Genomic DNA, 23,761 nt, shown 5'->3' on the forward strand with positions numbered 1-23,761 from the left:
CGACGCGTCAGAGCATCGCGAAGCCGCCATTGACGCTGATGGTCTGCCCGGTGATCCAGGCGGCATCGGCTGAGGCGAGGAACGCCACCATGGGCGCGACATCCGCAGGCTGGCCGATGCGCTTCAGCGGGTAGTTCTTCACCATCTTGGGCAGGTTCTCGGCCAGCCAGGCCGGGTCCGAATGGGCGGACTGGATCATGCCCAGCGTGATCGCGTTGCAGGTGATGTCGTAGCGCCCGAACTCGCGTGCGAGGGACTTGATCAGAGCGATCGTGCCGGCGCGCGAAGCTGCGGCCATCGAGAGGTTGGCCTCGCCGACGCGGGAGGAATCGCCGCCGAGCGAGATGATGCGGCCGCCCTTGCCGGCCTGGACCATGTGGGGCAGGGCGGCCTGCGAGGTGTTGACCGTGCCGAGCAGGCCGACATCGATATGTCGCTTCCACTGCTCCGGCGTGGTTTCCAGGAAGCGGGCGCGCTGGGCGATGCCAGCGTTGTTGACGACGATGTCGATGCTGCCCAGCTCAGACACGATTCGGTCGACCATGGCCTTGGTCTCAGCGAAATCCGCGATGTCAGCCTTGCAGGCGATAGCCTTGCCGCCGGCCGCGCCGATCTCGCCGACGACCTTCTCGGCCGCCTCCGCGCTCGACTGGTAGTTGATGGCGACGGCGGCGCCCTGCGCCGCGAGTTCGAGCGCGATAGCCTTGCCGACATCGCGGCCTGCACCGGTTACGAGCGCGGCCTTGCCTGCGAGAGAGAGGTTCATGTCCTGGTCCTTTCCTTGGAGGTCTTCGCCCGTGCGGCCTCGACCAGCCGGAAGATCCGGTCGGGCGTGACGGGCAGCGTGTCGATTTCGATGCCGAATGGTGAAAGAGCGTCCGAGACGGCGTTGGCGATGGCGGCCGGCGCACCGATGGTTCCGCCTTCGCCCATTCCACGGAAACCGCCGATCGTGCCGGGCAACTCGGCCTCGACATGGACGATGCCGATCGGCGGAATGATCGATGCGACCGGCACGAGGTAATCAGCCAGGCTGGCGGTCACGCACTGCCCGTCGTCGTCATGGACGACCTCTTCGAGCAGCGCCGCGCCGATGCCCTGCGCGACGGCGCCTTGCACCTGCCCGTCGACGATCATCGGGTTGATGATCCGGCCGCAATCCTCGGCGACGACGAAGCGCTTGACCGTGACGCCGTAGGTCTCCGGGTCGACCTCGACCATGGCGAGGTGGGTCGAGGAGCAGGCGGTGCCGAAATAGGGGTCGTAGCTTTCTGTCGCGACGAGATCTTCCCGCTGGTCGTGCGGAATACGCCCCATCTGGGCATAAACCGCATGGGCAATCTCCTTGAAAGTCAGCGAGCGATTGGACGAGCGGGACCTCACGATGCCTTGGGAAGCCTCGAGGTCTTCGAGGGGCACCTCCATGAGGTGCGCGGCGGCCTTCAACACCTTCGCCTTGACGACATGAGAGGATTTCGTCGCCGCACCGCCCGCGAGGACGGCGGAGCGGCTGGCATAGGTCCCCGTGCCCATCGGAACGAGGGCGGAATCGCCGTGGCGGACCTCGATATCCTCCATGCGGCAGCCGAGCTCGTCGGCAATGACCTGCGCCAGCGTCGTTTCGAGCCCCTGGCCGTGCGAGGAGATGCCGAAATCGGCGGTGATTGCGCCTGTGGCGTCGATCGTGATCTTCGCCGTCTCGACACCGGTGTTGATCGGCATGCCGGGGGCGACGGCGATACGCGAGCCGATGCCGGTCAATTCCGCGTAGCTCGCGAGGCCGATGCCGACCCACCGTCCCTGATCGCGGGCCGCGTCGCGCTCGCGCACCAATGCCGGGTAATCGACGTGGTCGCAGGCCGCCTGCAGGCATTCCTGAAAGGCCGAGCGATCCCAGATGATCCCGGAACCCGTGCGGTAGGGAAACTCCTCGGCGTTGACGAGATTGCGCCGCCGCATCTCCGCGGGATCGAGACCCAGCTTGCGTGCGGCCATGTCGACCAGACGTTCCATGGCGAAGGTCGAGGCCGGGCGGCCGACGCCGCGATAGGGTCCGGTCGGCGGCTTCGGCGTGAGGACGCCCCGAATCCGGCCGCGATAGGCCGCCATGCGATAGGGGCCGGGCAGGAAGCTGACGACCTGGACGGGCTCGAGCGCGCCGGTCCATGGATAGATCGAGTAGGCGCCGATATCGCCGATCACATCGGCGCGCAGTCCCAGGAGGCGGCCGTCCTCGTCGACGGCGAGTTCGGCATCCATCAGTTCGTCGAAGGCCTGGCTGGTCGCCGTCAGGTCTTCCAGCCGGTCGCTGACGAACTTAACCGGCCGGTCGAGCTTGCGGGCGAGCGCGCAGACGAGGAGTTCCTCGTGATAGAGCGAGCCCTTGCCGCCGAAGCTGCCGCCGACATCGGGGGCGATGACGCGCATGCGGTTGCCCGGCAGGTCGAGGCAACTCGACAGGACGTCCCGGATGATGCCCGGAATATTGGTCGAAGAGTGCAGGGTCAGGGCCTGCTTGCGACGGTCCCATTCAGCGAGATAGGAGCGCGTCTCCATCGCCATCGCGGTCTTTCGTGTCATCCGGAAGCGTGCGCGGACCGTGACGGGCGCCTGCGCGAAGACCTCGTCGACCTCGCCTCGTTGGAATTCGCGGGAGATGATGACGTTGGTCCCGGCCTCCTCGTGAAGGAGAGGCGCGTCCGGTGCGACGGCATCGACCTGCCGGATGGCGAAAGGCATGGGATCGTAGTCGATCGTGATGCGTTCGAGCGCGTCTTCCGCCACGTAGCGACTGTCGGCCACGACGGCGACGACGGGTTCACCGACATAGCGCACCTTTCCCCGGGCCAGCGGCCAGATCGGGGTCGCGTAGTAGTTCTTCATCTTCGAGGTTGGGATCGCTGGCGCAAGGTCGGCTTCCAGATCGCTGGCGTCGAAGACCGCGACCACGCCGGGGATGTCGAACACGTCGCCCAGATCGATCGACCGGATCGTGGCGTGCGGCTGGTCGCTCCGGCGCAGCGCGACATGAAGCGTGCCCTTGGGCGTGATGTCGTCGACATAGCGCCCGTTGCCGGACAGAAGGCGGGGATCCTCCGTCCGCTTGACGCGCGCGCCGACGAGCTTGGGCCTCAGCTCGACCGAGGCATCGACCTGGCTCATGCGTAGAAGTCCGAGCCTTTGCGCAATGCAGCCCATTGCGCGTCGTCATGGCCGAAGATCACGGTTGCGCCTTCGGCCTGCAGGCGCCTGATTTCGGCGATGGAGGTGGCCGCAAAATCCTGGTTCCAGTTGTTCTTCGGCAAGATGCCTTCGAGAGACGAGCGCATCGGCGCCGCATCCGCGGCGAGGAGGAAACGCCCGTCCCGGTCCAACTGCACGAGGGCGCCGGTCATGCCCCGGGTGTGGCCGGGCAGGGGGATGAGGACGATCCGGCCGTCGCCGAAAAGGTCGTGCCGCTGGTCGAAGGTGGCGAAACCGTCCGGCTGATCCCATTCCTGCGGGAGATAGCCCTGCTTCTCCGCGCCGTCGGCCTTGGCCGTCTCGAGCTCGGCGGCATGGCACATGATCTTCGCGTGGCGGAAGGCTTCGTTGCAGCCGCAATGGTCCGGGTGGAGATGCGAGCAGACCACGATGTCGATGTCGCCCGGCTGGAGACCGAGGGCGGCGAGCTGGGGCACGACCGTGTCCTTCTCGTCGAAGATCGGCGTCATGACCCGGGCCAGACCGCCCCAGCGTCCGTCCGGGTCTGTCGCGGCTTGCGGATTGCAGCCGGTGTCGAAGAGTACGTTGCCGTGTGGATGGCGGATCAGCGCGCAGGACACCGGCAGTTCGATCGTCTCGTCCTTGGCGGCGTCCGGCTGATAGATCGACCGGCGCATGCGCAGGCGCCCGCCCGAGAGAAAGTGCAGCTTCATGGCCGGGCCTCCTTTTCGCGGACGAGCTCGCGCACGGCGTCGACGATGTGCTCGTAGCCGGTGCAGCGGCAGATATTCCCGGACAGCGCCTCGCGGATCTCGTCGTCGCCGGACAACTCGTGGTTCCGCAGGATGTCGGTGATGGTCATGATGAAGCCCGGCGTGCAGAAGCCGCATTGCAGGCCGTGATGATCGCGGAACGCCTGCTGGACCCGTCCGAGGGCTTCAGGCGTTCCTTGGCCCTCCACCGTCTCGATCTCGGCTCCGTCGGCCTGGACGGCGAGCGTCAGGCAGGAGCGGGCGCTGCGTCCGTTCAGCAGGATGGTGCAGGCGCCGCAGACTCCCTGCTCACAGCCGACATGGGTTCCCGTCAGGCCGAGTTCGTGGCGAAGCATGTCGCTGAGCAGCATGCGCGGCTCGACCGATACGCTGTGTCGAAGCCCGTTGACGGTGACGGAAATCTCGCGCTTGACGGTCGTCATGCCGGCACCGCCTCCCTGGCGCGCGACCAGGCGTCACGGATCGCGCGGCCGGCGAGCGCTCCCGCGAGATGGCGCCGGTAGTCGGCCGAAGCGTTCAGATCGCTGTTGGGCGATATCGCAGTGCGCAAGCTCTCGGTGGCCCGGAGGATTGCCGCGTCGCACAGCTCGTTGCCTTCAATGACCTCCTCGGCCGCCGGGACGCGGCTCGGCATTTCGCCGACGCCCATCACCGCGATGCGGACATCGCGGGCCTTCCCGGCCTCGCGTCTCATCAAGACTGCAACGGCCGCCAGCGCATAATCGCCATGGCGCCGGGCAAATTCGTGGAAGCCGTACCCCATCTCCCGACCCGTGGTCGCGAGGTCGACGGTGGTGACGAGCTCGTCCGGCTCCAGCGAGGTGACGAGCGAGCCGGCGAAGAACTCGCCGATCGGGATGATCCGCATTCCCCTGGTCGAGACGGCATGGATCCGCCCGTCGAGCAGCACAGTCATCATCGGCATTTCGGCGGCCGGATCGGCATGGCAGACGCTGCCGCAGAATGTGCCGCGATTGCGCACGGTCAGATGGGCGACATGCTTCATCGCTTCGGTGACGATCGGCGCGTGCTGCGCGATGATTGGATCGCACGCCGTCATGAAGTGACGCACCAACGCTCCGATGCGAAGGCGGGAGCCATTCAGCTCCACATGGTCGAGTCCTGCGATCGCGTTGATGTCTACCAGCACCGATGGCTTCACGAGGCGGAAGTTCATCATCGGCATCAGGCTCTGCCCGCCTGCGATGACCTTGCCGTCGCTGCCCGCGCCAGCGAGGATTTGGGCGGCATGCGCGACACTTTCGGCCCTGACGTAGTCGAAGGCTGCGGGTTTCATGTCAGCGTCCCTGAAAACGCGGCGGGCGCTTTTGCGTGAAGGCGGTGCGGCCTTCTGCATAGTCGGCACTGTTCAGAGCCCGCAGGATGTGCGCGTCGGCTGCTTCGGCGTCGAACGGCAGATCCGTCATCGCGAGGCCGTTGAGAATCGCTTTGGCGCCTGCGATCGAGAGGGGCGCCAGATTCGAGAAGTCATCGAGGAGCGCCTTTGCGCCCACGAGCGGATCCTCTGCGATCCCCTGCGCGAATCCGGTCCTCAGGGCGTGAACGGCGTTGAAGCCTTGCGCCGAGAAGAAGATGCGCTTCGCCTCGGCGAGGCCGACCAATGCGAGCAGTCGAGCCGTGCCCTTCACGCCATAGACGATGGAAAGCTTGGCCGCCGGGATCGCCACCCGCGCGTCGGCGGAAATGATGCGGAAATCGCATGCCATGGCGAGGTTGCAGGCCCCTCCGTAGCAATGGCCCTGAATGGCTGCGACGACCGGGCGCCCCAACGCGGCGATGGCGTCGCAAGCGGCATCGACTGCCACTTCATAAGCGATCCCCTGCTCGGTCGAGGCTCGGGTTTGCTCGAAGTCGCCGATGTCTGCGCCAGCCGAGAAGGTCGCGCCTGCGCCGGTGAGGATGACTCCCCGCAAGGCATCGTCTCGTCCGAATTCTGCGAAGATAGCGGCGAGCGCCTGCCACATGGCGAAGGTGACCGCGTTCTTCCGCGCGGGGCGATTGAGAGTGACGGTTGCAATCGCCCCATCGCGTGACACGTCAATGCCGTCGATCGTCGTCATGTGCGTTCGGTCCGCAGGGTTTCGAGGAAGCCGCGCAGGACTTCCGGCAGAGCGATAGGGCGCCGGGTCCGGCTGTCGACATAGACATGGACGAAGTGACCTTCGGCCGCCGCGAAGTCCTCGCCCGGTCCGAACAGGCCGATCTCGTAGCGGACGCTGGAGCGGCCGAGATGGGCGACGCGCAGCATCGCCGTCACCTCTTCGGGGAAGGAGAGGGAGGCGTGATAGCGGCAGCCGGTCTCGGCCACGAGGCCGATCACCTCGCTCGAAGCGGGGTCGAGCAGGCCGCGCTCGATCAGCGCCGCGTTCACCGCCGTATCGAAGAAGGAGTAGTAAACGACGTTGTTCACGTGGCCATAGACGTCGTTGTCCATCCATCGCGTCGCGATGGGACGCGCCAACGCGTAGTCCCGGCGACGACCGCGAGCGGGGCGATCGGATGCGGGCTTGGGGGCAGTGGTTTCTAGGTCCACCATCGTCTCCTCCTAGTGACTTGCATTATTAGACTGTGTTAGGACATGTCAAGGCATCCGGTGCTGCGCGGGCTGGCAAGCCAGGCCCGGTCCGGTGCGACAGGAGGACGTGCAATGAAGGCGACGCCAAGCAAAGGCTTGCGGGAATCACTCGATGATCCCGGTCTATTCCTCGAAGCCAACCTCGTTGGCGGCGAATGGATCGGAACCGCAGGCCGAGACGTGATTGCGGTGACCAACCCCGCGACAGGCCAGATCGTTGGCCATGTGCCGTCGCTGCAGCGGGACGAGGTCGCGAAAGCCATCGTTGCCGCGCACAAGGCCCAGCCGGGCTGGCGCGCCAAGACCGGCAAGGAACGGGCCGCGATCCTGCGCCGGCTGTTCGAGCTCATGATGGAAAATCAGAATGACCTGGCTCGCATCATGACGGCCGAACAGGGCAAGCCGTTCGCAGAGGCGAAGGGCGAGATCGCCTATGCGGCAGCATTCATCGAATGGTTCGGCGAAGAGGCGAAGCGCGTCTACGGCGATACGATTCCCGCGCCGGTCGCCGGTCGTCGCATCATCGTCCAGAAGGAGCCGATCGGCGTCTTCGCGGCGATTACCCCCTGGAACTTCCCGACGGCGATGATCACCCGCAAAGCCGGCCCCGGATGGGCGGCGGGCTGCGCCGGCGTCATCCGCCCGGCGAGCGAGACTCCTTTCTCGGCACTGGCTCTTGGCGTTTTGGCGGAGCGCGCCGGCCTGCCTCCCGGTGTCTGCAATATCGTGACCGGCCCGTCTTCCGAGTGTGGCAAGGAGCTCTGCCAGAACCCGCTCGTCCGCAAGCTTTCCTTTACCGGATCGACGCGGGTGGGCTCGATCCTGCTCTCGCAATGCGCGCCGACGGTGAAGAAGACGAGCATGGAGCTCGGCGGCAATGCCCCGTTCATCGTCTTCGATGACGCCGATCTCGACGAGGCGGTGAAGGGTGCGATGGCCTCGAAATATCGCAATACCGGCCAGACCTGCGTCTGCGCGAACCGTTTCCTGGTCCAGGCCGGTGTCTATGATCGCTTCGCGGAGAAGCTCGCAAAGGCCGTCGGACAGCTCAAGGTCGGCGACGGCATGAACGAGGGGGTGACCCAGGGTCCGCTCATCAACGCCGCAGCTGTCGACAAGGTCGAGGAGCATGTTCGTGATGCGCTTGAACGGGGCGCGCGGGTGCTGGCCGGCGGCAAGCGCCACGATCTCGGCGGCAACTTCTTCGAGCCGACAGTGCTCACTGACGTTCCATCGTCCGCGCTGGCCTTCCAGGAGGAGACCTTCGGACCGCTCGCGCCTCTGATCCGCTTCGAGACCGAGGCCGAGGCGACTGCCATGGCGAACGACAGTGAGTTCGGCCTGGCAGCCTATTTCTACAGCCGCGACATCGGCCGCGTGATGCGCGTGGCTGACGCGCTGGAGGCCGGCATCGTCGGCGCCAACGAGGGCCTCATCTCCACCGAGGTCGCCCCCTTCGGCGGCGTGAAGTCGTCGGGGCTTGGTCGCGAAGGGTCGAAGTACGGGATCGAGGACTACCTCGAGATCAAGTACGTCTGCCTCGGCGGCATCGGGCAACCCAACTAAGCGCTAGGAGGAAACGTCATGGATATGTCCGGTGAGCAGCGCATCGAGGCGTCGCGCGACGTGGTCTGGGCCGCGCTGAACGATCCCGAGGTCCTCAGGAAATGCATTCCGGGGTGCCAGGAACTCCAGAAGCACTCCGATACGGAGATGACGGCGGTGGCGGTCATCAAGGTCGGGCCCGTATCGGCCAAGTTCCAGGGGGCGGTGACATTGTCAGACCTCGATCCGCCCAACGGGTATCGCATCGCCGGCGAAGGGCAGGGAGGAGTCGCAGGGTTCGCGAAAGGCTCGGCCCAGGTGGGCCTGATGGCTGATGGAGAGGCTACGATCCTGCGATATTCGGTGTCGGCTCAGATTGGTGGGAAGCTGTCTCAGCTAGGCGGCAGACTTATTGACGCGACAGCCCGCAAGATGTCCGACGCCTTCTTCAAGCGCTTCGCCGAGGAAATCGCGGTGCGCGACGCGGCTCCTGGTTCCCAGGAGCAAGCGGCACCGAGACCGGCCCAGATGGCTTCGCAATCTCCAGGCACTACCGCGGCGCCCATGGATCGCGGGCCGCGTTTGGAAGCCTCGCCCAACCTGCCTATGGCCGCGCCCGGTGAGGCGACGCGTTGGGTCTCGTGGCTGAATATCGTCGTTCTGGCCGGAGCGATCATCGCGATCTCATCGACGCTCCTGATGGGCGGAACTGCGCGGCTGTCGCCTCCGATTCCGGCAGGCGGCTCGGTCATGGACCTTTCTTCGGCTGTCTTGCTCTTCCTGATCCTGGCCGTTGGATACCTAGCCGGAAGGCAGCACGAAGCCTCGCGAGCGAGCGCGTCGGACCGGCAGTTTCTGCTCGCGCTGTTGGGGCGACGCACATGGGAACCGGAGAGCTGAGCGGGATTGCTGCACGCATCCGTCGGCAGCAATGATCAGCGGCTCGCGCCTACATGATGACGAGCGCGGTCCTGGCAGAGCCTGATCTTACCCGACGCCGCGCTGCTCGCCCGCATCGCGGCGCTCGACCTGACCTGCTCGCAATTCGCGGAGGTGACCGCCTGGGTCCTGCGCACCGCAACGCTGGCGATCGTCGGCGGACAGGCGCTGCGTTCGATCCGGTCGTGCTGCTCGGGCCCTCCGGCGTTGGCAAGACCTATTGTGCCCGCCGATAGGCGCAGGCGTTCGGCGTGTCGACACTGACAATTCCGATGAACTTGGTCTCGGACAGGGCGAGCTGACTCACAAGATTTGGCCACTGCATGGCGTGCGGCGGGGCCGGACAAGATCGCCCAGCTCCTGATCGACAGCGATTGCACCTCGCCCGTTGTCGTCATCGACGAAATCGAGAAGGCGAGTCCGATCACTCCGGGCGAGACGCCGGTTCAAATGCTCCACTCGCTGCTCGAGCGTGAGAATTCCCAGCACTTCCAGGACGAGTTCCTGGAGATCCCGGTTCGAGCTGAGGGGATCATCTGAATTACAACCGCCAACGATCTCATCTCGCTGCCAAGCTCGATCGCGGACCGCCTGATCAGCTTTGACATCAGACTGAAGCCCGAGCAAATGCTGGCGATCCTTCGATCGCTCTTCCACGAAGCCAATACCGCCACCGGCGGGCTGCCCGGCGAAATTGTGATGGACCTTCGCCGGGCGGCAGCGGGCGCGCAGATCCTCGCCTATCTGACGGCAGCGAAGATTGCGGTCTGGCCGGTCTTGAAGGGATCGGACGGGGTCAAGGCGAAGCGCAGGCTCGCCAAGCTCATCGATGATCGGGTTTGCCGCTCCGAACCGCTCCACATGCAAGCCGCCATCCGCATGCTGTTCGTCGACAGGAGCTGGCTTGCCAAGCTTGTCGATGGCGATCGCATGGCCACCAGTACACCGACCTGGATCGAGATCGTCTGAACCCGATCCGAAGTGCCGCACTGGATCGAGCAATCCAGGCCGCTGGCGCTGGAATCGGATGCACTCATCAAGGCGGATTGCCCGACTCGCAAGGGCTGTCATGGCAAATCAGCATCCGCATCGTCCGCATCGTCCGCCCATGATCAACGACCCGCAAAGAAATCTGCAAGCATTTGAGCTCTGCGGGTCGTCTGGCCCATCCGGCTTTGGCAGGGCCTTGTGAGATGAGCCGAAACCCCGCCAATTTCGGCATTCTGTGACGTTTCACTGGCGCAGCCGCAATGACCCATTCTCGCGGGGGCCGTCGAGGCGCTTGCGGACGCTGACCGGCTCCAGCAACAATGTCAGCGTCCGCCTGCGACCGCCGAAGCTTAGTCGTTTGGCTCGACCGATCGCGGTCAGAAGAGCCTAGAATAGCTCAAGCGTCCGCCGCCGATCCTTTGACGCAGCCCGGTGAAACGCCACGATCATCCCCTTCTTGACCAGGATCGGCTTGATCCGCTTCACATGGCTTGAAATCTGCGCAAGCCCGGTGGGGACCGGAAGGCGCGAGCCGGAGGCCTTCAGGCGCTGGGCAATTTCGACCTGCAGATCCTGCATCGTTCCGCTCCAACACTTCTTTTCATCCCAGAGCTCCAGGATGGTCAGCAGGATCGGATCCGACTCGACGAGATCATCGGCTGCGGCTACGCGGTTCCTGTCATAGGCGGCCGTGAAGCCGCCGGGCTCGCCGAACACATCCTCGATGGCGATCCCGAGTTTGGCGAACTCCGCCATGCGCGGCAGCCTGTCTGCCTTCCAAAGACCAGCTTCCTCGGTCAGCAGCTTGAAGCGCGCCAGCGCGAGAAGGTCCAGCAGCGCCTCTGTCAGCCGTGGAGCGAGATCGCTGAAGGCCCTTTGGATCGAGTCTGAGTCGCGACGCTCCTCTGCTGCGATCGCAGTCGTGTTGATGACCAGCGCTCGATCGGCGAGATCCGGCCGCAGGATAAGGTCACCGATCCCGTTCAGGATGACCGGCGCCTTGAATTCGAGAAAAATCTCATCCGTATCGGTCCCGATGCGTCGCAATGCGACCGCACCTCCTGTCGAGATCTTGCACAGATTGTCGCTCGTGGCAGCGGAGATGTTCGAGACATTGTCGAAGGCGAGCAGATGGGCGTTGCTCGCCGAGACGAAGAGGTCTTTCTCCGCTGACGGGAGGGAGCGCAGGGGCGCGTGGCTTGGGTCGACCAGGTCATGGATCAAGCGGACCAGGGTCGATTTGGCCGAGCCCTGTTCGCCGCACACCGTCAGGACTGGATAGGGCCCGTTGGGCGTCATCGCACATACGCACCACGTCATAAGCAACTGAAAATCGGCTGCGGTGTCCAGGTTGAGGAGTGCGGCGAATGCTTTCAGCGTTTGCTGGTGTACCGCTCGGTCGCCGGCCGTCAATTCACCAGTCCGCCCGTCGACCGCTCCTGTCGTTCGGGTCTGGGGAAACGGGCGCATCGCCCGGCTTCTGGCAAAATGGATCGGCGCCCGATTTACCAGCTCCCAGACGCCTTGAATGATCTGGATAACCTCCCGCTGCTCGTTCCCGAGATCGATGTACCAAACGTCTCCATCTGTCCCGACACGCCGCCAGATGCGCTCCTCGGGCGCATCGGCCGCCTGATCGGCGATTTCGTTGATGGCTGTCCGTAGCGCATAGGGCGAGGGGTGGCGCTTGTGGTCGGTCAGAAATTCCTGGCGCAGCCACGCCCGGAAACCACGCGATGCAATGGCAAAGGCCTCGCGTCCTGACCCCATCCTCACAGAAGCGAAGCCGTCGCCCTGCCACGAGAACAGCTTCAGATCTGTCCCGCTCGTCGCCAGAATTTTCCGCAGGAGATCGAGGTCGGATGGCGGCAAATCGTTCTTCTGCTTGCTCACCATTGCCGTGCTCCGGGCTGGCTTGCCACTTCGCCCGCCATGCGGGCCTTCTTTTATGTTCAGCAGCGCCAAAGAATCCGTTTATGCGGCCCTCATGACCAGAGGCGGCAGGCTGATGGACCTGGCAAATGGGGATGTCTGTCTATCGAACAGACGCATCCGAGTGCCGGGAGGAGGAAAGCGGAAGGATGGTTTGAGGGGAGCCCGCGTTCTGGTCGCCTACGATGACTCCAAGGAGAACCTCATCTCGCTCGATCTCGATCGAGCATGAGACTGGCGATTTGGTCGACATCCGGCGTTGACAAAAATGGGCGGTAACCCGGGCGATTTAGGCAATCTTATGGTCGGTAGCTCAGCTTGACGCTGACGGATAAATCGCGAAGAAGCGAAAAGTCACACACAAAGAAATTGCACAAATGTCGGATGACGATCTCGACCACCCCAAATGGGTCGCAATTGCAGCCGAGGCGCTGCAGCGGGTGAACTATGCGCCACATGGCAAAAAGAACGCGGCCTTGCAAAGCGTGGTCAACGAGTACGGGCCAACGGCCAACCATATCCGTCGCATGATGCGTGCGCTCACGTTTACTCTGGAGCTCTCGCCAACGCACCCGGAGCTCGCACAGGCTCTTCGAGGAGTCACCTTCAAGACCGCGGAACTGGTGGATCGCTGGTATCGGCGTGATCCCGTGGCTGCGATCGATGCCGCCGAGCGCTATGTATCACGCAGGTTGAGCTTCCGTGCTCTGCTGGCAGAGTATGCGGGTGAGGCGCTGCGACCAGTGAGCGGTGCCGATGATCCAGGACTCGATCTGGATTCATTTCGCGCGGTCGCGCTGCGTCACGCTCGCCATTTGATCGGCGTCGAAGTCGACGAGGGCGAGCGTCCGAAAGAACTGAAACATCTCACCGGGATCGATCATCTTCTTCAGGAGCGGACCGGCTTGAAGCGCTGGGCGGTGATCATCGTTCTCCCTGACCAGGCACCGGCACTGTATCGGGCGCGCCGAGAACTCGATCTCGGTCGCGCGCTCGCTTTGCGTCAGGTCAAAATCGAGCCGATCATCGTCATGCCGCAGGCAGCCCATCCAGACGTTTTCAAAGAGCTCTTGACCTCCTTTCATGCAGAGTTCGTGCATGTTGCCGTGGTCAAGATCCGGCCGACCTATGTGTAAGCGGTGATTCGCGGCTGCGACCGGAATCAATCGGTCTTATCGTCCATCTTGGTGTTGGCCGCATGCAGTGAGCCGTCGATAACGGCCGTCTCCAGCGTGGTGACGGCGACCTGATCCTTCTGACGCTGCTCCTCGTCCTTACGTACGTCCTGCGTGACGGCTTCGAGCGCTTTCTCAGCAGGCTGCCTCGCCAGGTCGTTCTTGATCGCGTCGATCTCCTGGGAGTTTGCGATCGCAGCGATGCTGGCGGCGAGCCGTAGCGCTGTCCACGCCTTCAGACGCGGGGTTCCCTGATGGAAACTTGCGAGCACGAACTGGAATGCGTGCTCATGGATCAAGGCTCGCTCTGCGGCCTTCTTAGCCGCATCCTCCGAAGCCTTCTCGTCGTCAGCCATTGAGTTACTCCTGATTGGATTGAGAGGGCGGGCGGACGGCGAGGACCGCCCGCAGGTTTTCAGAGGGCGGCGCGCTACTGCGCGTCCTCGATGGCGAGCTGTGACTGGCGGTTTCCGGAGGCGTTATTGTCATCGCCAACCGTCGGCGGATGCGCGGACGACTGCGACTGCATCGCCTTCTTCGCCGCGGCTTTCTCCGCATTCGTCTTTGCGAGCGCTTTACGCCTTTCGGCATTCTCGGCCCGCTGCGCGTCGATCATCTCGCTGAGAGAGTTGTTGCTTTCGGTCTTATACGAGGAGTGGGCGAACGCCCGGACGAAGGGAGCAGCCTCGCGCTTGCTGATTCCGAGCCGCTCGCAGGCATTGGAAACCGCCGCAACGCATGCCGGCACCGCATTCGTCCTCTCCGCCAGCTTGCGCAGCTCATCGAAGGCTGCCGACCGCTTCGCCGTTTCGATGCCGTTCTCGCGAACGATAGCGTTGGCCAACTTCATCACATTGCTCATGTCAGATCCCCTCCTTTCCGGGATGCTGAGCGTTATAGTCGCCTACGGTATTGTGAGTCAATAAATGTGTGCATATATTGCTAGCAGTAACGTGAGTGGAGGGGGTCCAGGGGGAGCGCAGCTTCCCCGGCCCGCTTATTCATCCTCCGCCGCAGAGCGACATGAGGATGAGCGGGCCTGGCAGGGGCCTTAGGAAGGAAGGACGACAGTGTCGGTGCCAAAGGGCAGCATGTTCGAACGCACAATCCATTTCGCAGCGAAGTGGGTGCGCGCCTCTATGGCCGACGGCGTCCATGCCATCGGAGCCGTCTCGGCTTACGTGTGCGGAAAGTCGTCGTTCCTGGGGCGCCCCATCGACAGCCCTCACGCCGCGCACGAGATCGCATTCGCGGGACTGAGCATGCCCGAAGGCGTCGATCTCGATCGCGAGGATACCTGGGTCCAGCTTGACGCATTCGAACGCAAGCCCGATGGAAGCTATCGCCGCAACGGCGGACATCTTCCGCGCCTCGGTACGCATATCGATGCGACGCTGCCGTACGGCATGAACGATGCGCAGGCACGGCGGATCGTTGAGGGGTTCGCGCGATGGTTGACGCAGGCCCATGGCGTCGTCGTCGAGTATGGCTGCCACAACGCCGCGACGTCGCGCGACCACGCACATTTTCTCGTCAGCACTCGGTCGATGGCAGTCGACAGCTATGGGGCGAAAGTCCGCGCGCTGAACGGCATCGCCATGCAACACAAGGATCGCGAGACCGGGGCCGCCATCACGCAGCAGCGTGGCGACGGAACGGTCAAAGCGATTTCGTCTGCGATGGACGAAATGCGAGCCGAATGGTCACGCCGCCTCGGCGCAGAAATCGGTGTGACGCCGGACCATCGCAGCTTCGCCCGGCAAGGGTTGGGCATCCAACCCGTGCCGTACATCAATCGTCAATCCATCGAGTTCGAAAAGCGACAAGCTCGTCGGACGGGAACCGAACCATCCTGGCGCGTGGATCGCAGGCGACGGTTGGCTGATCGTGTGCGGTCGCTGATAAAAGATTCTGCCCCGCGAATGGTTGAATCGCGTGACGTCATCAAGCGCTCGGCCGCGATACATGAACGCAGGGATATGAGCCCTCCAGCATCGACCATGATGCGGAGGGCGATACTGCAATCCGCGGCACTTCGACGGCAGATCGAAGCACACGGATCCGCGACGAAACAACGCCTTCGTGATGCGATGGCTCGTCTGCAGTCGGCCGTCGACGGGCATGCGCGCGAAACTGGAAGCCAACTATCATCGACATGGCGCAACATAACGCTGGCGACCGGACCCCGTCTTCGTTCGCGTGTGCCGCTAGAGATACTGGATTCCGATCGCGGATCGGACGAACGTGCCCGGCAACTTGCCGCACGACAGCAGCGCGAAGCCGATATGCTATTGCATAGGCAGCTTCTCTCGCTGGCGCTGATCGAGAAGCTGATATCGCGGCACGCCTTGGTGGCCTTGCGACGCTTGTCTGTATACGCGGTTCGCCGTGTCGCGGAGGCGAAGGCCCTCGTCGAAAAGCATGATGAGCAATGGGCCGCGCTGCTGGAATCAAAGCGTCAGGCATGGCGCGACATCCGGGTGGATATGCCGGCAAGAGCGCGCACCGGTCGACATCGAGATCTGGACGTGCCCGCATCGACGGCGCGACTCGTGGCCGAGCGCCGTCTCGCTGCCATGCAATCTCGGATAGCACGTTCCAATGGTGCTCCGCGCGCTGAACTGCTGCAGCAGGCTATTGCTGCCGATCAGAGGCGGATCATTCGTGGCCGTGCCGATATCGATACGAGCACGGTCACCGCGCTGCGTCGTATCGATCCTCGCGTCGGAAGGTTGGATCCGATCGTAGTCGAGGCCGCCGAACGGCTGGGCTCGCGTTGGCAGGACGGTGTGACGCGCCTCCTCGGCGATCATGGGCAGGCACGTGTGGTGCTTCTCGACCAATATGAGAAGCACGAAAGTCGGCTGCGGCGTGGTCACCGCCACAAACTCGCTTTGATCGCGTCCATCATCAAGATCGACGCATTCCGTGCCTTGCGTGAACTGGCGGTGCTGGCCAAGCAGATCGCGCAGGAAACGATGGCTCTGCTGGACGCGCAGGGCCGAGACTGGATCGAGCTTATGCGCAAGCAGAGCGCTGAATGGCCGAGCATGCCTGCAATGGAGGCCAAGCCAAGGGCACTAGACCCGGTAATCACCCAGAGCGGCGATGTTCCGCTTGGGGAAACGGCGAGCAGGTCGTCCGGTAGACAGGTGCTGGAGCGAGCCGCTTCGCCGTCGTCTCAGGGCAGAACGGTCGTACCGGCGGCAACACGCCGGGTGCCGCCGCATCCTGCACACGTTCGGATCGTCGACGAACTCGCCGTTCTCATGATCCTTCAGGGGAAGCGCTCTGATGCCTTGAAGCAGATGTTGGCCGACTATGTGAACGAAGACGTCGCCGACTTCGATAGACGTACGAATGCGCGCTATGACCTCTTCCTCAAGACCGCACAGTCTCTCGGGCCTGGACAATCGAACCCTCTGCGGCCGCGGACCTTGCGAGATATCGCGGCCGACGCAGTCGTCCGGAGCACGCCTGAGTTGAAGGATTTGATCGAGGCAGTCGTGGAACGTGTCGCAAGAAAGCGCGGATCCACGGCGCCGCCAAGGGCCCAGCGCTCAAGCGCGGGCGAGGCCGTCGTCAAAGGCAAGCACATCGTTTGAAAGCGAGGCCCGAAACCCATAGCTTCGAATGGTTGCTAGGAAGGATAGTCGGCACAACCGGAGGCCTAGCAGGGACGCTCAACGATCACCAAGCATCCCTAAACCCACTGAATGGCATTCATGCCGTTGAACATTACCGCCGGGCTTGAGGCAGGCCTGATCAGCCACGTCCTGCCAGCTTCGAACATTCGCGGTGCGCGAAAAGGGTAGCTGGTCATCCTTGAGGAGCGCAGCATCATCGAGCGCGAAGGTGGCGGGCGCAGCTATTATGGGCTGCTGCGTTTTGATCCGATCAGGGACTGGGCAAAGCTGCCGTGCAAGTCGCTCTATCACGGCGATCGCATGGCGTTCTTCGACGATTTTACCTTGCGGAAACCCGCCGAGTTGAATGCCTTGAAGCTCTATCTGCTCTTCGCGGCGCGCCGTGGTGACGACACCAACATGGCGAATATCAGCTACGACAAGATCACCGAATATTCCGGCATCGCCCGTGAGCACATCAAAGCCGGCCTGACTGTCCTGGCGATTAACAACCTGGCGCATGTCGAGCGCGTGCCCAGCACCAAGAACGAGTTCGGCATCTCCAATGCGTACAGGCTGACTGGCATCGAGCCGCACACCCATAGGGGCACCCGAGGGCGCGGCATGGATGCAGCACTATTCGGCAGTTGACGCTGCGCGCCATCTCCGGACATTGGCTTTACGCCAAGAAGCGGACATCGGAGAATCGGCGTCTATTCAACCTCCTACAGGGGTTATTGACCGCTCCGTCTCGACGCCGGATCAGTGAAGTCCGCGGCCGGCATAGCGGACAGGTTGCCCATCCACTGCATGCAGCATCTCCAGGACCGCTGTCACGAACCGTTGACCGACCTCGATCTGATCGAGGTCGTTCGGCAGGTCGACATGCTCGATCGCATCGAGCACTTCAACGCCGGAGTCCCAGAAGACGGGATCGCCCTTGGCCTCGCGTGACGCCGGGAACGCGGCCCTGAAGCGCCGCACCAGCTCCATTGCATCACGGCCAAGCTCGAGGCTGACGACCCTGCCACGTGAGATCGCGAACAGCACAGGGCCGAAGGCGCTCGGTGCAACCGTGTAGCGAACCTCGTCTTGGCAGCGCACGAAGCCGGTGCCGCGCCGGACCAAGTCGAGCAGCGCGATGGGGGAAGGAGGCACGGCAAAAGCGTTCAACATGGCTTTGTCCTCGATGGCAGGTGGTGGCGGGCGGTTCTACGCCCACCGGGTGCAGCGGCAGGGGCGTCAGGCTGCGACGCTTTCGTCCGTGAAATCGGTGCTGACCGAGACCGTCCGCCAAGCATCGAGCTCGCGGGCGACCAGGGCGTTCTTGGCCTCGATCGCCGCGATTGTGTCGCTGCCATAGGGCATCCGCAGCGGGGCTTCGGGATTGCCACCCAGGGCGACGATCGCAGCGGCGAGCTTGGCCGGGTTGCCGGGCTGGCGATGGCTCAGTTTCGCCGCATGCTCACGGACGGCCCCCGCCGTCCCGGCATAGTCGTCGATCCGAGCGCCGCTGATGCTGAGCGAACGGGCATCAAGGAAATCCGTGCGGAAATAGCCCGGCTCGATGATCGTCGCCTTGATCCCGAGCGGGGCGAGCTCGTCGGCCAACGCTTCGGTGAGGCCCTCGACCGCGAACTTGGTCGAGCAATAGACACCGAAGCCCGCCGCGCTGCGATAGCCCCCGATCGAGGAGATGTTCAAGATGTGGCCGTTGCGCGCGCGGCGCATATGCGGCAGCACGGCGCGGCAGACGTTGAGCACGCCGAAGACGTTGGTCCGGTAGAGCGCCTCGACCTCGGTGGCGGTAGCTTCTTCCACGGCGCCGAGCAGCCCGAAGCCGGCATTGTTGAGCAGGATATCGATCCGGCCGAAGCGATGGATCGCTTCCTTGATGGCCGCATGCGCCTGCGCCTCGTCGGTGACGTCGAGCGCGACGGCGAGCAGATTGGGATGCTCGCCGAGCGAGGCGATGACGCTCTTCGGATCGCGGGCGGTGGCGACAACCGCATCGCCCTTCGCAAGGGCGAGCTTCGCAACCTGTGCGCCGAAGCCGCGGGAAGCGCCGGTGATGAACCAGACAGACATGGTTTTTCCTTTCGATCCTTCGGCTTCACGGCCGATGATTGAAGGGTAGCCAGCTGCTTCTGCTGAGTGTATCCATTCAATTATCATTGGCTTGATGAGTTTTTTTCAGCAATGAAAGGTGACCCGGCTTCCCTTTCCATGTTCCTGGCGGTGGCGCGGCATCGCAGTTTCCGCCGTGCTGCCGACGAGCTCGGCTGCACGCCCTCGGCAATCAGCCATGGCTTGCGAGCACTGGAGGAACGGCTGCAGATCCGCTTGCTCAACCGCACGACCCGCAGCGTCGCACTGACCGAGGCTGGCCAGCGCCTCCATGATCGGATCGAGCCGGCCTTCCGCGACATCAACGACGCGCTCGACGATCTCAATATCTACCGCGACCAGCCAGTCGGCAGCCTGCGTCTCAACGCTGCCCATCTCGCGACACAGATGGTGTTGCTGCCTCTGGCGCTGCGCTTCATGCAGCAGCATCCGCAGGTGACGCTGGAGATCATCGCGGATAACGCGCTGGTCGACATGGTCTCGGAGGGCTTCGACGCCGGTGTCCGCTTCGGGGAGGTGATCGCGCAGGACATGATCGCCGTGCCGATCGGCCCGCGGCAGCGTTCGGCCGTCGTCGCTGCGCCGGAATTCCTTGCCCGGCATTTCACGCCCTCGGCGCCGGAGGAACTGCGGACGCTGCCCTGCCTGCAGCTGCGCTTCGCCAGTGGGCGTCTTTACGACTGGGAGTTCGAGCGCGGGGGGATCGAGTTCCAGGTGGCGGTCCAAGGATCGCTCATCCTCGGCGACCAGGGCCATATTCTGCAGGCGGCACTCGCCGGCATGGGCGTCGCCTATCTGTTCGAGATGCAGGTGGAGCAGCATCTCGCCGCGAGCCGGCTGGTCCGGGTCCTCGAGGATTGGTGCCCGTATTATCCAGGCTTCCACCTGTACTATCCGAGCCGGCGGCAGATGCCCGCGACCCTGCGGGCCTTCGTCGACTTCGTGCGCGGAGAGCGGACGGTCTCAACCTGAGCGCCGCTCCCGGCGCATGCTTCAGCCGGCGAGGACGTCCTCGATACGGATCGGCAAGGTGCGCACCCGTTTGCCGGTGGCGTGGAAGACGGCATTGGCGATCGCCGGCGCTGTCCCGACCAGGGCGATCTCACCCAGCCCCTTGACGCCGAGCGGGTTCACATGCGGGTCGGCCTCGTCGACGAACAGGGCTTCCAGCTTGGGGATGTCGAGGTTCACCGGCATCAGATAATCGGCCATATGCGCGTTCACCGGCCGCCCGTCGCGCGGATCGAGGGCGGTGCGTTCCATCAGCGCCATGCCCATTCCGCCGATCATTCCGCCATTGCACTGGCTGCGCGCCAGCAGTGGATTGACGACGCGGCCGATGCCATAGGCACCGGTCAGGCGCCGCACCGTGACCGTGCCGACATCAGGATCTATGGCGACCTCGGCGAAGACCGCGCCGAAGGAATGCATCGAATAGCGCGACGCGACGTTCGGATCGCGCTGCGCCGATCCGGCCGCCTCGATGGGTCGGCCGGCGCTCGTGACGATCTCGGCATAGGAGCGGCCGGAGGAGGGCTCGCCGCGCCGCTGCAGCCGCTCGCCGCTCCATTCGAGGGCGTCAAGCGTTGCGCCGAAGACCGGCAGGCGCTGATCGGCAATCGCGAGCTTCTCCAGTTCCTCGCGGACAGCGAGGCACGCGGCGCGGATCGCCGAGCCGACCGAAGCCATCGTCCAGGAACCGCCATGCGAGGGCGTGGCGGGGTAGTCGGTCTGGCCGAGACGGAAGCGGATCCGCTCCGGCGGCAACCCGAGGAACTCGGCCGCGACCTGCGTCATCGAGGTATAGGTGCCCGGCCCCATATCGCTCGCTGCCGCCTCGACCTCGGCCGTACCGTCGGCGAGCAAGCGCACCCGCGCATTGGCCGGGGCATGGAAGGCCGGATAGGAGGCCGTCGCCGCGCCCATGCCGACCAGCAGGCGGCCATCACGCATCGAGCGCGGCTGCGGGGTCCGCCGCGACCAGCCGAAGCGCCCGGCGGCGAGATCGTAGCAGGCCATCAGCGAGCGGCTGGAGAAGGGCCGGTTCTCGGATTCGTCGAGCTTCGGCTCATTGCGGCGGCGTAGCTCGATCGGATCGAGGCCGAGCGCATAGGACAGCTCATCCATGGCACATTCGAGCGCGAAGGCGCCGCTCGACTCGCCGGGCCCGCGCATATGGTTGGGCGTGCCGGTGTCGAGCGGAATCAGCCGGTACTCCGTGCGCAGGTTCGGGCAGGAATACATGAAGTCGGTGATCGAGGTCAGTGCCTCGGTGAACTGCTCATAGCGGCTGGTCTCGCCCGCACCCTCATGCACCAGACCAAGGAGGCGGCCGTCCGACGAGGCGCCCAATGCGACACGCTGCAGCGTGCGTGGCCGGTGGCCGGTGGTGAAGAACATTTGCTTGCGCGTCAGCACGAGCTTGACCGGCCGCCCGATATGCCGTGCCGCCAGCGCTGCCAGCGTGACATGCGGCCAGGTCCGCAGGCTGGTACCGAAGGCGCCCCCGATGAAGGGGCAGATCACCCTGACCTTCTCGACCGGCATACCGAAGACGGCGGCGATCTCCGCTTGCTCGTTGACCAGATACTGGCTCTTGCTCCACAGCGTCAGCCGGTCACCATCCCAGGCGGCGACGGTCGCGTGCGGCTCCATCGGATTGTGGTTCTCTCGGGCGATGTCGTAGCGCTGGTCGATCCGGACCGGCGCGCTCGCCACTGCGGCGTCGGCATCGCCGCGCCCCTTGTCGGCGACCGTTCGCGCGCCGGGGCGCTTCGCCGCATCGGGAATCACCTTTTGGGCGCCTGGATCCATCGGGTCGACGATCGGCTTGCGCCCCTCGTAACTCACCTTGAGCGCCAGGGCTGCCCGCTCGGCCTGGTCGAGTGTCTCGGCGACGATGACTGCGACCGGCTGGCCATGGAAGCGCACGGCATCATCCTGCAGCACATGCAGGCGCTCGCCCTCGGCCGGGTCGATCCCGGCCTTGTGCGGTCGATAGGGCAGCTTGCCGGCATTGGTGTGGTTGAGGATGGCGAGCACGCCCGGCATGCGCTCGACGGCGGCGCTGTCCATGCCGGTGATGCGGCCGAGCCCGACCGTGGCGCTGACGATCACAGCGTAGGCTTGGCCAGGCTGGTTGAAATCCGCCGAATAGCGGGCGCGTCCGGTGACCTTGAGCGGCCCGTCGACGCGAGGATGGGCCTTGCCGATGAACTGGACCGTCATGCCACCTCTCCCGCCATTTCGAGGGCGCGGACGATGGTCCGCGGCAAGAGTTCGACCTTGTAGTGATTGTGGCTGAGCGGGCGCGCTCCTTGCGTCGCCAGGCGCGCCGCCGCTTCGAAGCTGGCGCGGTCGACGGGCTTGCCGGCCAGCGCCTCCTCGCAGGCCTTCAGGCGCCAGGGCCTGGTGCCGACCCCGCCAACGGCGAGGCGCGCCGAACGGATGCGGCCGTTCTCGACATGAAGGGCGGCCGCCGCCGAGACGAGGGCGAACTCATAGGAGGCGCGGTCGCGCACCTTGAGATAGCGCGCGCGGCGGCTGTACGGCCCGGCCGGCACGCGGATATCGAGGATCAATTCGCCTGGCAGCAGCGTATGCTCGAGATGCGGCGTATCGCCCGGCAGGCGGAAAAGCTCCTCGACCGCAAGGTTGCGCTCGCCCTTCGGACCGCGCACCCGCATCGTCGCACCGAGGGCGACGAGGGCAACGGCGACATCGGAGGGATGGGTCGCCACGCAGGAGGCACTGGTGCCGAGGATCGCATTGCCGGCGTTGAGCCCGTCGATCGCCGAGCAGCCGGATCCCGGAGCGCGCTTGTTGCAGGCGGCGTCGAGCATGCGGAAATAGGGGCAGCGACAGCGCTGCAGCAAGTTGCCGCCCATCGAGGCCATATTGCGCAATTGCGGCGAGGCGCCCTCGATCAGCGCTTCGGCGATCACCGGTTGGAGGCGCTTGACTTCGGGATGAGCCGCAACCTCCGCCATGCGGGCGAGCGCGCCGATGACGAGGTCGGAGCCGTCGGCGTGGATATCCTTCAGTGGGAGGGCATTGATGTCGATCAGGCGCTCGGGCCGCTCGACTTCCTCGCGCATCAGATCGACCAGTGTGGTGCCGCCGGCGATGTAGCGGGCGCCCGCAGCGGCGGCGGCGATGGCGTCCTCGGTGCTACGCGCCTTTTCCAGAGCGAATGGCAGCATGGTCAGCCCCTCCCTGCGATCTCGGTGACCGCCGCGACGATGCCGGGATAGGCGCCACAGCGGCAGATGTTGCCGCTCATCCAGAACTTCACTTCCTCGGGCGAGCCGGCATGGCCTTCCGCGATGCAGGCGACGCCGGAAACGATCTGTCCAGGCGTGCAGAAGCCGCATTGCAAACCGTCATGCTCGATGAAGGCGGCCTGGAGCGGATGCAGCGCATCGCCTTTCGCCAGCCCCTCGATCGTCGTCAACTCGGCGCCGTCATGCATGGCGGCGAGCGTCAGGCAGGAGACGATCCGCTTGCCGTCCAGTAAGACCGTGCAAGCGCCACAAGCGCCCTGGTTGCAGCCCTTCTTGGTGCCGGGAAGATCGAGCTTCTCGCGCAGCACGTCGAGCAGCGACTGCCGCGGATCGACCGTCAGTGCATGCGGCGCGCCGTTGACCCTGAGCTTAATTGTCGCCGTCGCCGTCGCCGGAACGGGCTGGGCTGCGGCCGGTGGAGTCGGCGGCAGGGTATCCAGCGCCACAACTGCCGCCGTTGTCTGAAGCACTCGCCGGCGTGAGATGGCAGGTCCGCGCGGTTGCAATTCCGGTGCGCTGTCAGTCATCAGCAATCCCCTCCGTCCGATCGATCGTGAGAACGATAGGCGCC

At 64.6% G+C, this 23,761-nt stretch carries 23 protein-coding genes; 8 read left to right on the plus strand and 15 right to left on the minus strand.

Going from position 1 to position 23,761, the window contains the following annotated elements:
* Positions 1-7: 7 nt before the first annotated feature.
* The 7 genes from VGV58_RS12280 to VGV58_RS12310 are packed head-to-tail and all read right to left on the minus strand — an operon-like array spanning position 8 to position 6,534.
* Entirely contained in the window at positions 8-766 is a 759-nt protein-coding gene (locus VGV58_RS12280) for a 3-oxoacyl-ACP reductase family protein (protein WP_326874297.1), read from the minus strand.
* The gene (locus VGV58_RS12285) at positions 763-3,162 is read right to left on the minus strand and encodes a xanthine dehydrogenase family protein molybdopterin-binding subunit (protein WP_326874298.1); all 2,400 of its coding nucleotides are present in this window, start codon (positions 3,160-3,162) and stop codon (positions 763-765) included. The genes VGV58_RS12280 and VGV58_RS12285 overlap by 4 nt, the downstream gene beginning before the upstream one ends.
* Positions 3,159-3,917 carry an N-acyl homoserine lactonase family protein gene (locus tag VGV58_RS12290; RefSeq protein ID WP_326874299.1) on the minus strand — a complete coding sequence of 253 codons (759 nt, stop codon included), beginning with the start codon at positions 3,915-3,917 and terminating at the stop codon, positions 3,159-3,161. The genes VGV58_RS12285 and VGV58_RS12290 overlap by 4 nt, the downstream gene beginning before the upstream one ends.
* Positions 3,914-4,399 (minus strand): (2Fe-2S)-binding protein, encoded by a 486-nt coding sequence (locus VGV58_RS12295; RefSeq protein ID WP_326874300.1) that lies wholly within the window; start codon positions 4,397-4,399, stop codon positions 3,914-3,916. Before VGV58_RS12295 ends, VGV58_RS12290 begins: the two co-directional genes overlap by 4 nt.
* On the minus strand, positions 4,396-5,274 hold the full coding sequence (locus VGV58_RS12300; RefSeq protein WP_326874301.1) for an FAD binding domain-containing protein: 879 nt from the start codon (positions 5,272-5,274) through the stop codon (positions 4,396-4,398). Before VGV58_RS12300 ends, VGV58_RS12295 begins: the two co-directional genes overlap by 4 nt.
* Before the next feature lies 1 nt (position 5,275).
* Positions 5,276-6,058: an enoyl-CoA hydratase/isomerase family protein gene (locus VGV58_RS12305; RefSeq protein ID WP_326874302.1), complete on the minus strand. Its 783-nt coding sequence runs from the start codon at positions 6,056-6,058 to the stop codon at positions 5,276-5,278.
* Positions 6,055-6,534 carry an acyl-CoA thioesterase gene (locus VGV58_RS12310; RefSeq protein ID WP_326874303.1) on the minus strand — a complete coding sequence of 160 codons (480 nt, stop codon included), beginning with the start codon at positions 6,532-6,534 and terminating at the stop codon, positions 6,055-6,057. Before VGV58_RS12310 ends, VGV58_RS12305 begins: the two co-directional genes overlap by 4 nt.
* Positions 6,535-6,645: 111 nt before the next feature.
* Here VGV58_RS12310 and VGV58_RS12315 point away from each other — a divergent pair, with 111 nt between their 5' ends.
* From VGV58_RS12315 to VGV58_RS12330, 4 genes are all read left to right on the plus strand, one after another.
* Complete coding sequence (locus tag VGV58_RS12315) at positions 6,646-8,139, plus strand: NAD-dependent succinate-semialdehyde dehydrogenase (RefSeq protein ID WP_326874913.1); 1,494 nt, start codon at positions 6,646-6,648, stop codon at positions 8,137-8,139.
* An 18-nt stretch (positions 8,140-8,157) separates the two neighbouring features.
* The gene (locus VGV58_RS12320; RefSeq protein ID WP_326874304.1) at positions 8,158-9,018 is read left to right on the plus strand and encodes an SRPBCC family protein; all 861 of its coding nucleotides are present in this window, start codon (positions 8,158-8,160) and stop codon (positions 9,016-9,018) included.
* A 351-nt stretch (positions 9,019-9,369) separates the two neighbouring features.
* Entirely contained in the window at positions 9,370-9,597 is a 228-nt protein-coding gene (locus VGV58_RS12325; RefSeq protein ID WP_326874305.1) for a P-loop NTPase family protein, read from the plus strand.
* An 87-nt stretch (positions 9,598-9,684) separates the two neighbouring features.
* Complete coding sequence (locus VGV58_RS12330) at positions 9,685-10,026, plus strand: hypothetical protein (protein ID WP_326874306.1); 342 nt, start codon at positions 9,685-9,687, stop codon at positions 10,024-10,026.
* 408 nt (positions 10,027-10,434) lie between these two features.
* Here the strand turns inward: VGV58_RS12330 and VGV58_RS12335 are convergent, their stop codons facing one another.
* A complete protein-coding gene (locus VGV58_RS12335; protein WP_326874307.1) occupies positions 10,435-11,943 on the minus strand; it encodes a hypothetical protein in 1,509 nt (502 codons plus the stop codon).
* A 413-nt stretch (positions 11,944-12,356) separates the two neighbouring features.
* On the opposite strand from VGV58_RS12335, the gene VGV58_RS12340 reads away from it, so the two are divergent.
* Positions 12,357-13,115: a hypothetical protein gene (locus tag VGV58_RS12340; RefSeq protein ID WP_326874308.1), complete on the plus strand. Its 759-nt coding sequence runs from the start codon at positions 12,357-12,359 to the stop codon at positions 13,113-13,115.
* A gap of 26 nt (positions 13,116-13,141) precedes the next feature.
* On the opposite strand, the gene VGV58_RS12345 is transcribed toward VGV58_RS12340, so the two are convergent.
* Both VGV58_RS12345 and VGV58_RS12350 read right to left on the minus strand, forming a co-directional pair.
* Positions 13,142-13,510: a hypothetical protein gene (locus tag VGV58_RS12345; RefSeq protein ID WP_326874309.1), complete on the minus strand. Its 369-nt coding sequence runs from the start codon at positions 13,508-13,510 to the stop codon at positions 13,142-13,144.
* A 74-nt stretch (positions 13,511-13,584) separates the two neighbouring features.
* Complete coding sequence (locus tag VGV58_RS12350) at positions 13,585-14,016, minus strand: hypothetical protein (protein ID WP_326874310.1); 432 nt, start codon at positions 14,014-14,016, stop codon at positions 13,585-13,587.
* A gap of 229 nt (positions 14,017-14,245) precedes the next feature.
* Between VGV58_RS12350 and VGV58_RS12355 the strand changes: the two genes are divergently transcribed.
* Entirely contained in the window at positions 14,246-16,759 is a 2,514-nt protein-coding gene (locus VGV58_RS12355) for a MobA/MobL family protein (RefSeq protein ID WP_326874311.1), read from the plus strand.
* Positions 16,760-17,101: 342 nt separating this feature from the next.
* A complete protein-coding gene (locus VGV58_RS12360) occupies positions 17,102-17,431 on the plus strand; it encodes a hypothetical protein (RefSeq protein ID WP_326874312.1) in 330 nt (109 codons plus the stop codon).
* Between the two features lie 111 nt (positions 17,432-17,542).
* On the opposite strand, the gene VGV58_RS12365 is transcribed toward VGV58_RS12360, so the two are convergent.
* Positions 17,543-17,956, minus strand: coding sequence for a hypothetical protein (locus VGV58_RS12365; RefSeq protein WP_326874313.1), 414 nt, complete (start codon positions 17,954-17,956; stop codon positions 17,543-17,545).
* 66 nt (positions 17,957-18,022) lie between these two features.
* Positions 18,023-18,868 carry an oxidoreductase gene (locus VGV58_RS12370; protein ID WP_326874314.1) on the minus strand — a complete coding sequence of 282 codons (846 nt, stop codon included), beginning with the start codon at positions 18,866-18,868 and terminating at the stop codon, positions 18,023-18,025.
* Positions 18,869-19,006: 138 nt separating this feature from the next.
* Here VGV58_RS12370 and VGV58_RS12375 point away from each other — a divergent pair, with 138 nt between their 5' ends.
* On the plus strand, positions 19,007-19,879 hold the full coding sequence (locus VGV58_RS12375; RefSeq protein WP_326874315.1) for a LysR family transcriptional regulator: 873 nt from the start codon (positions 19,007-19,009) through the stop codon (positions 19,877-19,879).
* 21 nt (positions 19,880-19,900) lie between these two features.
* Here VGV58_RS12375 and VGV58_RS12380 read toward each other — a convergent pair whose 3' ends face one another.
* The 3 genes from VGV58_RS12380 to VGV58_RS12390 are packed head-to-tail and all read right to left on the minus strand — an operon-like array spanning position 19,901 to position 23,717.
* On the minus strand, positions 19,901-22,135 hold the full coding sequence (locus VGV58_RS12380) for a xanthine dehydrogenase family protein molybdopterin-binding subunit (protein ID WP_326874316.1): 2,235 nt from the start codon (positions 22,133-22,135) through the stop codon (positions 19,901-19,903).
* A complete protein-coding gene (locus VGV58_RS12385; protein ID WP_326874317.1) occupies positions 22,132-23,109 on the minus strand; it encodes an FAD binding domain-containing protein in 978 nt (325 codons plus the stop codon). Before VGV58_RS12385 ends, VGV58_RS12380 begins: the two co-directional genes overlap by 4 nt.
* A 2-nt stretch (positions 23,110-23,111) precedes the next feature.
* Entirely contained in the window at positions 23,112-23,717 is a 606-nt protein-coding gene (locus tag VGV58_RS12390; RefSeq protein ID WP_326874318.1) for a (2Fe-2S)-binding protein, read from the minus strand.
* Positions 23,718-23,761 lie beyond the last annotated feature (44 nt).

The sequence above is a fragment of the Allobosea sp. genome (assembly GCF_035944895.1).
GTDB lineage: Bacteria > Pseudomonadota > Alphaproteobacteria > Rhizobiales > Beijerinckiaceae > Allobosea.

Coding starts and splice junctions, on each gene's coding strand:
- VGV58_RS12280 (WP_326874297.1), bottom strand. CDS start 766: ATGAACCTCTCTCTCGCAGGCAAGGCCGCGCTCGTAACCGGTGCAGGC.
- VGV58_RS12285 (WP_326874298.1), bottom strand. CDS start 3,162: ATGAGCCAGGTCGATGCCTCGGTCGAGCTGAGGCCCAAGCTCGTCGGC.
- VGV58_RS12290 (WP_326874299.1), bottom strand. CDS start 3,917: ATGAAGCTGCACTTTCTCTCGGGCGGGCGCCTGCGCATGCGCCGGTCG.
- VGV58_RS12295 (WP_326874300.1), bottom strand. CDS start 4,399: ATGACGACCGTCAAGCGCGAGATTTCCGTCACCGTCAACGGGCTTCGA.
- VGV58_RS12300 (WP_326874301.1), bottom strand. CDS start 5,274: ATGAAACCCGCAGCCTTCGACTACGTCAGGGCCGAAAGTGTCGCGCAT.
- VGV58_RS12305 (WP_326874302.1), bottom strand. CDS start 6,058: ATGACGACGATCGACGGCATTGACGTGTCACGCGATGGGGCGATTGCA.
- VGV58_RS12310 (WP_326874303.1), bottom strand. CDS start 6,534: ATGGTGGACCTAGAAACCACTGCCCCCAAGCCCGCATCCGATCGCCCC.
- VGV58_RS12315 (WP_326874913.1), top strand. CDS start 6,646: ATGAAGGCGACGCCAAGCAAAGGCTTGCGGGAATCACTCGATGATCCC.
- VGV58_RS12320 (WP_326874304.1), top strand. CDS start 8,158: ATGGATATGTCCGGTGAGCAGCGCATCGAGGCGTCGCGCGACGTGGTC.
- VGV58_RS12330 (WP_326874306.1), top strand. CDS start 9,685: ATGCTGGCGATCCTTCGATCGCTCTTCCACGAAGCCAATACCGCCACC.
- VGV58_RS12335 (WP_326874307.1), bottom strand. CDS start 11,943: ATGGTGAGCAAGCAGAAGAACGATTTGCCGCCATCCGACCTCGATCTC.
- VGV58_RS12340 (WP_326874308.1), top strand. CDS start 12,357: ATGTCGGATGACGATCTCGACCACCCCAAATGGGTCGCAATTGCAGCC.
- VGV58_RS12345 (WP_326874309.1), bottom strand. CDS start 13,510: ATGGCTGACGACGAGAAGGCTTCGGAGGATGCGGCTAAGAAGGCCGCA.
- VGV58_RS12350 (WP_326874310.1), bottom strand. CDS start 14,016: ATGAGCAATGTGATGAAGTTGGCCAACGCTATCGTTCGCGAGAACGGC.
- VGV58_RS12355 (WP_326874311.1), top strand. CDS start 14,246: ATGTTCGAACGCACAATCCATTTCGCAGCGAAGTGGGTGCGCGCCTCT.
- VGV58_RS12360 (WP_326874312.1), top strand. CDS start 17,102: ATGGCGTTCTTCGACGATTTTACCTTGCGGAAACCCGCCGAGTTGAAT.
- VGV58_RS12365 (WP_326874313.1), bottom strand. CDS start 17,956: ATGTTGAACGCTTTTGCCGTGCCTCCTTCCCCCATCGCGCTGCTCGAC.
- VGV58_RS12370 (WP_326874314.1), bottom strand. CDS start 18,868: ATGTCTGTCTGGTTCATCACCGGCGCTTCCCGCGGCTTCGGCGCACAG.
- VGV58_RS12375 (WP_326874315.1), top strand. CDS start 19,007: ATGTTCCTGGCGGTGGCGCGGCATCGCAGTTTCCGCCGTGCTGCCGAC.
- VGV58_RS12380 (WP_326874316.1), bottom strand. CDS start 22,135: ATGACGGTCCAGTTCATCGGCAAGGCCCATCCTCGCGTCGACGGGCCG.
- VGV58_RS12385 (WP_326874317.1), bottom strand. CDS start 23,109: ATGCTGCCATTCGCTCTGGAAAAGGCGCGTAGCACCGAGGACGCCATC.
- VGV58_RS12390 (WP_326874318.1), bottom strand. CDS start 23,717: ATGACTGACAGCGCACCGGAATTGCAACCGCGCGGACCTGCCATCTCA.